Raw genomic sequence first — 10,065 nt, forward strand, 5'->3', positions numbered from 1 at the left:
GCATCTGGAAGAGATACGGCATTGGCAATGCCGGAGGCGGCCGCTTCCTCGTAGGTCGCGACGGCAAGATACTGGCCGTCAACCCCGATGCCGCGCAGGTGGAGGCAATATTGGGAGATTGGCTGTAATGGCATGGGGGCGTTTGGTGATTTTCTCATTGACCGCGACGGAGCTATCCCGGCCGTAGATTCCACGGCCGGGGAGGTGTGGGGAGATTGAAGGAGAAGCTATGCAACAGTGTTCAACTTAGTGTTTTATGATTGATAAGTGTTTAGTGCCAATGGGGTTGGGGCTGCTTTTGGGGCTTTCACCGATGCCGTGTGCCGCACAAGATGGCGGCATTCGCTGTTGCGTTGAGGGCAGTGTGGCGGGTAACGACAGCTGTGTGCTGCTGATTATGCCCGACGGGGCTACCGACAGGACCGGGCGGTCGGACACAATACCCGTTGTGGGCGGCCGATTCTTTTATGAGTTTAGCGTTGGCGAGCCTGCTGTGTACAGCATAAGGCAGTATGCAAGCAACGGTGTGTGTAACGCTGCAGCCTGCTTTTTTGCCGTGGATGACACAATACGGGTGACGTTTCATCGCATGGCCGACGAAAGGCAACCCACGGTGAGCTGTGCGTCTCCGCTAAACCTGGAGCTGCAACGGGCTGACAGCACGCTGGAAGCAGCGCGGAGAGAGACGAGAAAGCGGTACTCCGATTCTGTAGGTTACTATGGCTCTTCAGAGTATAGGCAGTTCAGTCGCGATTGCCAGAATATGGCATACCGCTATGCCGAGAGCCATCCGACACTCGTAGGTTTGCATTTTCTTAAGTCGCTGACTATGGACCACAGGCTTGACACGGCCTTGGCAAACGGGCGCATAGAGGCTTTGTTTGCTGAGAAATACGCCACGCGATATCCTCGCCACGAAATGAGCAAGAGCATAAGGCATTGGATAGCGAGCCGCAACCTGCGCGTCGGCGGGCGGTATGTGGATTTCTATGCGCCTGACAAGGATGGAGTCTGGCATACGCTGTCGGAAGAAATAGAGGGCAAGTATGCGCTTATCGACCTGTGGGCTTCGTGGTGTGGCCCGTGCGTGGAGGCATCGCGGAGCATGATTCCCGTCTATGAAAAGTATAAAGACCGCGGATTTACCATCGTTGGAGTGGCCAGAGAGAAGAGCGTAGGGAGTTTTGTCCGTGAGTTGGGACGCGGCAAGTATCCGTGGCTTAACCTTGTTGATGTAAACGATGAGTGCGCTGTCTGGGAGCGTTATGGAAAGATTTATGTGGCCGGAGGTACATATCTCGTTGACCGCGACGGCATTATCCTGGCCGTAGATCCCACGGCCGAGGAGGTGGAGGCTATATTGCGTGAGGTACTTTAGTGATGTTTTATGAATCGGCACGCCCCGTATTTAGTTGCAATACGGGGCGTGTCGGTTGTTGCGTGGCAATCAATTTGGGGCCTGGATGTGTCATTACATCCAGTCGGCGAGGTTGGCCGAGGCTTCCACCTTGGTCTCGATGTCGTCGGGCAGGGCAGGGAAGAAGTCGATGCCAGTGATGCGTTCCACCTCGTCGACGCTGTTGACGTAGTCACCCTTGGGACGGTTGCCGGGCTGGTTCTTGTAGATGAAGCCTATGGCCTTGGGCGCGCCTTCGGTGCACAGCACAACCTTGAAGAAGGCTTCGGGCACCACCACCTTGTTCTTTCCTATTGTCTTGTGGCGGCCTTTGTACAGTATTGGGCCGCTGACAATGTAAACGGAGCCAAGCTCGTCGGCCCATCGGCGGCACTGCTGCTCAATCTCGTTCCAGTCGCCGGCGTTGAGCCCGTGGCTCTGCGGGCAGATGTTGGTGAAGAGGAACGACTCGCGCTGTGCCGCCTCGCTCCATTTGTTGTCGGCAGACGGGCACATGTGGCCGCGGTCGTAGCCCGAACGGTAGTAGTCGTTGTCTGTGGCGCGGGGCTCGTCCACCTCTTCGTCTTCGGCAAAGTCGATGCCGCCGCGCTTGTATGGGCCGGATGTGTGGTTGGCGGTGAGGTGCCACGCCACCCAGTTGGGCAGCTTGGTGTCGCTGTTGTACGACGCCGTGTAGGCCGTTCGGTGCAATATCTGCTCCTTGCGGTCGGTGAGCGGTGCCGGCACCTCGATGCCTTCCGCGGCTTCCACGGCATCCGCAGTGTCGTCGGGTTGGTTCTCTGCCACGAGCTTGTCGATGGCTTTTTCGGCGTAGTCGGCCAGCGCCGTCTTCACCTCGTCGCCAACGGCCTCCTTAATCTTGTCGGTATTGACGTTGCATGCTGCCGATGCGGCGGCCAAAATGGTGGCGGCCAACAGGGCGTGGATGGTTTTTTGTTTCATCTTTTGTTGTTATTTGAGAGTCTTCGTGCAGCCCTGCTGTCAGGCCGGGGCTGTCCTGCCATCGTGGCGCGGCGCTTCCGTCCGTAGTTGGGCGCAGATGCAAAGTTACGCAAAAAAAGCGTGCCGCCAAGCTGGCAGCGTGCCAAAAGCGGCGGCAAACCACAAAAAAGAGGAGGAAAGACAGCCGCAAGGCAGCCTTTCCTCCTCTCTATTGCGAAACCGGCTTGACTCGCCTTTCTGGCTTATGCCGGTATGTTCACTCTTCCGTAGTTGTACATTCTGAGCATGTTGTCGCAGTACTTGTTGAACACTTTGCTCGTCGTAATCTTTTTAATCATCCTTTTCATAATTCGTTACCCTTTCTTTTACTTTTTGTTATACAATCTTTTTGTGTCTCATCGGTTGGATGTAGCTTCACATCCGTTATCCTGAATCTTCGTGTTTTGACAGTGCAAAGATAGTACCTTTTGTTTGTGTGCGTACACAAAAGGGGCGTTTTTTTGCGTTGCTCCCCATGATTGTTGACGTAGGTCAAAGGTTTGACGTAGGTCAATCCTTGCGTCTGACATTGCGCAGACGCCCGTATACGTCAAACGATCGGCTGTCGGCAAGGCGCAGTGTAAGCATTAGCGAAAGCATTGATGCTGAGAACGTTATGGCGGTTATCATCATCTGGTATTTGATGGCAATGCCCGGTGCCGAGCCCCCCAGTATCTGTCCGATCATGGTTCCTGGCAGAGAAACTATGCCAAGGACTGCCATATTGGCAATGCATGGCGCAAACGATTTTTCGACAGCCTGTCGCGCAAAAGGCGTGATGGCCTCGAGGTGGGTGGCGCCATTGCCAAGCAAATAGTAATAAAGATGGTGCTCGCGCTGCAGCCCGTCGTAATAAGTGTTGAGGGCAATGACGTTTACGCTGAGCATATTGCCCATGAGTATGCCCATGATGGGCACGAAGTAGCGGGCGTCGAAAGGATGGTCAAGCCTGAGCACGAGCACAAGGAAATACAGTCCCACCACTACGGCCGTGGCCAGCAGGCCCGAGAACAGCGGCAGGGCAATGGTGCGCAGGCGCAGGCGGGTGCGCCTGGCTGCCGTAAACGTGGCCACGAGCACCATGATGAGCACCCATGCGAAGTTGACCAGCGGACTGTTCCACTCAAAGAGGTAGCGCAGGTATAGGCCAATGAGAAACAGTTGGACGACCATGCGCACCGTGGCTATGGCGGTAGACTGTATGAGCCTTGCGCCCAAGCGGTGGAAGAAATATACGGGCAGGGCCATGAGCAGCAGGCCGACGGCCATGCTGAGGTATGAAATGTCGGTTGTTTCCATGTCGGTTTTGTTTGTCTTTTATGTCTGTTTGTTCTTTGTTGTCAATGGGGGATGGGCTGCTTTTGGTTGGCAGGAGTGGCAACCGATGTGGGCGAAGGGCATCGGCAGCACCCATGGCTGGCTATGCGCCACGGCATCAAGCCACAGCCGATGAGCCTAAAGCGGCGCTGCAGGGCTGCTGTCATGGCAATGTGGCGCTTACGGATATGCATTTGTCGCAACCCTGGGCAAAGTCGGCGTCGTGGCTGACGGCCACGATGGAGCAGCCGCGGACGGCAAGCGTCTTCAGGTAGTCGAGCACAAGGGCCGAGGTGTGGGCGTCGAGGGCCGACGTAGGTTCGTCGACAAGCAATATCGACTTGCCTAAAAGACCGCTTGCCGACAGCACTGCGCGCTGCCGCTCGCCACCGCTGAGCTCGGCCACCTTTTTGTCGTAGAGTGCCGGTTGCAGCTCCAGTTTGCGCCATTCGGCCATGAGCAAGTCTTTTGAGAAAGCCTTGCCGCGGTTTACCTTCAGCGTGAATGGCAGGCGCATCATGTCGCTCACCCACTCAGAGGGCAAGGTGAGTTCTTGAGGTATATATGATATGTGCTTGCGGAACTCCTCGGCCGACGATGGCGTAAGCAGTTCTCCGTCTATGCTGATGTGCCCTTCGTCGAGCGGATGGAAGCCAAGGATGGCTCGCAGAAGCGTTGTCTTGCCGCTGCCGGAGCTTCCCGTCAGGCAAACGGTCTGCCCGTCGGGCACTGTAAACGATAGACCGGCAAAGAGTTGCCTGCCTCCGATGGTTATGGATGCGTTTTTGATCTCAAGCATTGTTGGGTTCTGTTTTTGCTGTTTGTCGGACGCGCTTTGCTGTCGGCGTGGCCAGAGCAGGCGTTTGTCCGGTTATGTTCTGTCGTATGCAAAGGTACTGAAAAATAATCAATGGATGGCATGTAGTGTTCCGTTTTTGCAAAAGCGAAGCTGGTTGCCGGCATTGACGTAGGCGCAACGGGTTTTCCGGCAATGGATTGTTGGGCTGACACAAGAGGGTGGCGCTAATTCTGCTTGGAGATTCTGGGCGCAATCCGCCTTTCACGAACGCCATTGTTGCGGGTGTGTTACAGGTACACTTTATAAATGATTGTATTACAGCAGTTTAGTGTTTGGGCGTGTTTTATATATTCCGGATTCATTCTTTGGCTGCAATTTCAGGTGTAGTCATGGGGCATTATTCCTCGATTGTTACACGGTTTTGAGCCGGAAAACATCTGAGGTTGGCCCCTTGCAGAACTTTCGGTGGGCATGGCGGTGGTATGGCACGTGGCGACTGCTTAAATGCTTGGGCAGCATTGCTTGCATCGGTGTGGCTCAGCCATGCTTCTGTTGTGTTGTCATTGCGTTGCAACATGGCCGGTGGTGCTGTTGCTTTACGGCCGGATGGGGTGGCGGTGGCGAGCCCGTAGGATGGCAAGGCATGGCATGGCAATGTGGGATTGCTATGATATTATGTCATAAATTTTTAAAATCAGGAATGTCATTAAGGAATAAGTATTTTTTACCTTCATAGTCCATCTTGCAGCAATAGTGCTGAAGGCCGTTGCTCATCACCAGGTAGTCTACCTTGAGCAGCATGTTGTAAGCTGCTATCTGGTTGAATACGTCCTGCGTGATGCTCACCGTGGGTGCTTTGTATTCCATGATCATCCGTGGATGCAGGGCCGTATCATAAAGCACGCTGTCGCACCTGAGCTTTTTTGCACCCACCGATAGCTCCACTTCGTTGGCCATGTAAGCAAGCGGATAGCCTTTGTGCTCGCATAGAAAATGCACGAAGTGTTGGCGGACCCATTCCTCAGGGGTCAATGCCACGTATTTTCTGCGGAGTACGTCGTAGACTTGTTGCTTGCCGGCGGTGGGCTTGAGTATTATCTTGAATGGTGGCAGATTGAGCTTATACATTATATATATATGTGTGATGTCGTTAGAATAAAATCATATTCGCATTTCGGTTAACCGATATTTTGCTGTATCTTTGCATACCGCAATCTTTCGCTGATGCCATTGGCATACTCGGATTGAGCATGAGGAGTATGGCGGGCCTTATGCGATAGGATTTGCAAAATTAATAAATAATGCAATAAATAAAGAATGGCTGACAACAAAAACGTGACATACGACAGCATTGTGAGGGACTTGCGCGCCAGGAAGTTTGCACCTGTGTATTATCTGATGGGCGACGAACCTTATTATATAGACAAGATAACAGACTATATCGCTGATAACGTATTGCCCGCTGAAGAACGCGACTTCAACCAGACGGTGCTTTTCGGGTCTGATGTTTCGGCTGCCCAAATCGTGGACGTGGCCAGAAGCTATCCTATGATGTCTGATTTGAAAGTGGTCATTGTGAAGGAAGCCCAAAACCTGCGCAATACTGAAGCACTGGAGTTCTATATGCAAAAACCACAAAAGTCGACTATACTTGTGATGTGCCATAAGAACGGAACAATTGACCGGCGGAAGAAGTTGGCTGCCTTGGTCGAGAATGTTGGGGTGCTTTTTGAAAGCAAAAAACTGCGTGAACGAGAACTGCCCACATTCATCGAAAAATATCTCAAGGGCAAGGGGGCAAGCATAGACCCCAAATCGCAACAGATAATTGCCGACTCGGTTGGGGCCGACCTCAACAGGTTGGTGGGCGAACTTGATAAACTGCTCATTGCTTTGCCCGAAGAAGACCGTAGGGTAACGCCGCTAATCGTTGAGCAGCAGATAGGGGTGAGCAAAGATTTTAACGCCTTTGAACTTCGTGATGCTGTGGTGAACAAGAATGTGTTCAAGGCAAATCAGATAGTGAAATATTTTGACGAAAACCCCAAGGCCGGCAATATCTATAGCTTTCTCCCCATGCTCTTCAACTATTTCCAGAATCTGTTGATTGCTTATTATTGCCCGCAGAAAGGCAATCCAGAGGCCCTCGCAAAGTGGTTGGAGCTGCGCTCACAATGGGCGGCAAAAGATTACATGACCGGAATGAGAAATTTCAAGGGAGTGAAAGTCTTGCAGATAATTTCTAAAATTAGAGAGATTGACGCCAAAAGTAAGGGGCTTGACAACCCGAATACACCGCAGGGAGAGCTCATGAAAGAGTTAATTTTCTTTATATTGCACTGAAAATAGCGGGTATTTTGCTACTTTTTTATCTAGAATAAGCGTTCCACAGGAACGCTTTTTTAGGCTCCAAATATCGGGATTTCAGCGATTTACGTGGTAATTACCCCCTCTGAAAATCGCGTATTTTGGATTTTCCGACCGCTTGCTCGGAATTTTTCAAAAACAGCAGAATCTTGTTTCTATGACTGATACAAATTCGGTATTAACATAGTTTTATGTTTGCTTTTGTGAAATATGCAAATGTAAAGTCATGTGTAATATTGATTTTGTAAACCGATATTTAGTTATCAACAACAAATTAGCATGTTGTTTACAAATTGATTGCATTACGTTTGTGAATCAAAACAGCATGGTTTGAAATGCTAAATCATATAAATACACGACAATAATATCACTATAATAACTTGAAAGCCATAATTTTATATCTAAAATTTAATCTATTTTATATGGTTTTTGCTCAAATTGGCGATGTTTACCCTTATATTCTGTGTTTTGGCATGTATCTTTTGTGTAAATATCTCTTTTAAAGCCAGTTGATTGAGATAATTGCATTAATAAAAGGTTTTGGCACAATTCAAATACTGCAATTTAGATTTGTTGTTGTAAATCACTAATAGGGCCGCTTTATGTGTTTGATGTTCTAAAGTTAGAAATGTAAACACTAAATTTAAAACATAAAAATCTTAGTTTGTGAGTTGCATAATTCGATAAAATGTTTTACCTTTGTAAACGCAACAGAAAACGGGGTTTTACCCTTCAATAATGCGTATAAACAGGTATGAAAGATAGGATAAAGCAGATAATGGAATCCAAACACATGACCCAGCAAGTGTTTGCCCAGTTCATAGATATGTCTCCGGCATCGTTGAGTAGCATATTCAATGGACGTACAAAGCCTACGTTAAATATCGTGGAAGCCATCAAAAGGAAAATTCCTGACATCAATACAAACTGGCTTTTGTTTGGTATCGGTGACATGTACGAGCACCTGTCTGATGACAGGGGAACTGATGACACAGGTGAACGCCCTTCATCTGAAGCATTGGCCTTGGATTTTGGGGATAGTGATTTTCATTCCCCTACCCAACAGTCGGAGCACGACAGAAATCTATTCTCAGGGCAGCAACATAACAATGGTGTGCAGAATACACGCCCGGAGATAATCAGAGAGGAGATAAAATATGTTGACAAGCCACAAAGGAAGGTGGTTGAGATACGCGTATATTATGATGATTTGACCTACGAGACTTTTGTGCCGGCAAAAAAGTAAGCCTTGTTTGTAGTTCCTTATGTTTGTAGCTCTATTGGTATGGTTATGCCATGTCGTGGGTGTTGATGGTTTTTCATTTTGTGATATGGTAATCTTGCTGATACTTTAGGGGCAAAACTTCTGTAATACGACGATTCTAAAGCTGATGGGCAGGCTACTTGATTCAAGGTATTATTGTTTTGACATCAAGCTGCCGGCTAAGGTACGAGGGGAGCGGGGATGTGGTAATTTCCATTGTTTATGGCATAGTGTGAACGATAGTTGTACTTTTTTGATATTCGCATCTAGCTTTAGTAATTTGTTGTTCCCTTGAATTCGGAATGTTGGCATGTTTTTTTCAATCATCAAATACACGCTATATGATAATACAGGTTTGCGAGAATTGGTGTCATACGGAGACAAGACATGGTGTCAGTATTAGCAAACTTTATGGATGATGATTGTCGCCGACGTGCTAACAAAGTACATTACCGAAACGCCAGGTTGACCGTTACATACAGTTGCCACCTTTGTGTTTTTTATCGTTGTTCTTATTTTCATTTTCCTATTCAATGCGCTTTTATATTTGTTAAATGCAGATTAGTTAAGATATGCATGCCATTTCGTAACGTTAAACTTTCGTGAACATGTTTCTGTTAATGGAAAACGAAGTTGCAAACAGCGACATTCCAACTATATTTCCAATAACAGCCATGGACACTTACAATGTGAGTGCACCGCATGCGAGTGAACCCTTCTGTTTGCTTTTCATTTTCAGGATTTTGTCATTCGAATATGTTGGTTGAACTGAGCCTTTGTTTTTGCGTATAAATCGAGGTTAGTGTCTATGAGTCCAACCTCATTTCGCCGAATGGCGGGTTTGCGTTATGATGCTCATGTGGTTGACTAAAGTGTTTGGATTAGGTGGTTGTTATGGGGATTATATTGCCACAGGCTAAAAAGGCAATTATATTTGCAGTCATATTACCACCTTAATTATTCAATATTTGTAATTAAAATATCAAATATGATTGTATATTTGTATTGAAGATATGTCATTATATTTTCTTTAAGGTTCTATATCTGAATGTGCAATAATGGTGATTTGCAGTTTATGAAGGCTTTTGCTACTAATCATTAATGTGGCATAACGTCTTTCACTTATTTATGAAAGGAGGTGTTATGCATCCTTGAGATAAGTTCACTTATTATCCGTATAAGATGCAATTAATAGGAAATAATTTCATGTTGGTATAAATATATGGCTAATGTTGGAATTCTGTTTTTGTATGCAAGTCATTTGTTTTGTTTATAACTAAACTAAATCCAAAAGACGATATATTTCAAAATATATAAATATTTTCTTGCATATTAAATAATATAATCATATTTTTATAGGCAATTTGAATATTGCGTTGTGAGAATGAACAGATATACATCTATTATTGTGCAAACCGAGAGCAATGTCAAGCTTGCTTGCATATTGCCGCTGCGCAACCGGAAATCACGGCTCGATGCATTGATCTCTCGGAGGGAGGCCTTGTTGCCAAGTTCTCGCAATATGCAAGTTCTGGGGTGCAAACCAATTCGCAAGCACACCATATCTGTCAACATTAGAAACGCAAATGGCAGAGGTGTACCTTTTAATGCATTTACTCATTGTGGCTTTGAAAATACAATAGGCGTTATTAAAGGAACATCTCATCATTTATCTCCCATTAATGCCTATAGTTTTTTTATAGGCATCTCCATATTAAGATTATATAAATATTTCTATGATGAATATGGTGAAAGCTATGGTAGGGCCTTTTTTCGATAATAGGAAAGCTGATATTGAGAACCATGTTGAAAAAGATGCATACTTAGAATCGAAGGTTTTAAATAACGTGAGTTCGACGAATTCACGTTAATGTTAAGGCAGATAAACCTCCTTAAAAGTTTCATCTGTTTGTTAGCAAC

Annotated in this window: 7 protein-coding genes; 3 read left to right on the forward strand and 4 right to left on the reverse strand. The window is 47.3% G+C overall.

Going from position 1 to position 10,065, the window contains the following annotated elements:
• Positions 1-385 precede the first annotated feature (385 nt).
• Positions 386-1,378, forward strand: coding sequence for a redoxin domain-containing protein (locus tag H6B30_RS15265; protein ID WP_205112124.1), 993 nt, complete (start codon positions 386-388; stop codon positions 1,376-1,378).
• Positions 1,379-1,471: 93 nt separating this feature from the next.
• Here the strand turns inward: H6B30_RS15265 and H6B30_RS15270 are convergent, their stop codons facing one another.
• The 4 genes from H6B30_RS15270 to H6B30_RS15285 all read right to left on the reverse strand — a co-directional run bounded on the left by H6B30_RS15270 (position 1,472) and on the right by H6B30_RS15285 (position 5,642).
• Positions 1,472-2,359: a DNA/RNA non-specific endonuclease gene (locus tag H6B30_RS15270; RefSeq protein WP_205112126.1), complete on the reverse strand. Its 888-nt coding sequence runs from the start codon at positions 2,357-2,359 to the stop codon at positions 1,472-1,474.
• Between the two features lie 549 nt (positions 2,360-2,908).
• Positions 2,909-3,697, reverse strand: a complete 789-nt coding sequence (locus tag H6B30_RS15275; protein ID WP_205112128.1) for an ABC transporter permease — start codon at positions 3,695-3,697, stop codon at positions 2,909-2,911.
• A 181-nt stretch (positions 3,698-3,878) separates the two neighbouring features.
• Positions 3,879-4,514 carry an ABC transporter ATP-binding protein gene (locus H6B30_RS15280; RefSeq protein ID WP_205112130.1) on the reverse strand — a complete coding sequence of 212 codons (636 nt, stop codon included), beginning with the start codon at positions 4,512-4,514 and terminating at the stop codon, positions 3,879-3,881.
• Between the two features lie 678 nt (positions 4,515-5,192).
• A complete protein-coding gene (locus tag H6B30_RS15285; protein WP_205112132.1) occupies positions 5,193-5,642 on the reverse strand; it encodes a type I restriction enzyme HsdR N-terminal domain-containing protein in 450 nt (149 codons plus the stop codon).
• A gap of 189 nt (positions 5,643-5,831) precedes the next feature.
• On the opposite strand from H6B30_RS15285, the gene holA reads away from it, so the two are divergent.
• Both holA and H6B30_RS15295 read left to right on the forward strand, forming a co-directional pair.
• A complete protein-coding gene (gene holA, locus H6B30_RS15290; RefSeq protein ID WP_205112134.1) occupies positions 5,832-6,857 on the forward strand; it encodes a DNA polymerase III subunit delta in 1,026 nt (341 codons plus the stop codon).
• A gap of 778 nt (positions 6,858-7,635) precedes the next feature.
• Complete coding sequence (locus H6B30_RS15295; RefSeq protein WP_205112136.1) at positions 7,636-8,127, forward strand: helix-turn-helix domain-containing protein; 492 nt, start codon at positions 7,636-7,638, stop codon at positions 8,125-8,127.
• Positions 8,128-10,065: the final 1,938 nt, after the last annotated feature.

This window comes from Marseilla massiliensis, assembly GCF_016899955.1.
Taxonomy (GTDB): domain Bacteria; phylum Bacteroidota; class Bacteroidia; order Bacteroidales; family Bacteroidaceae; genus Prevotella; species Prevotella intestinigallinarum.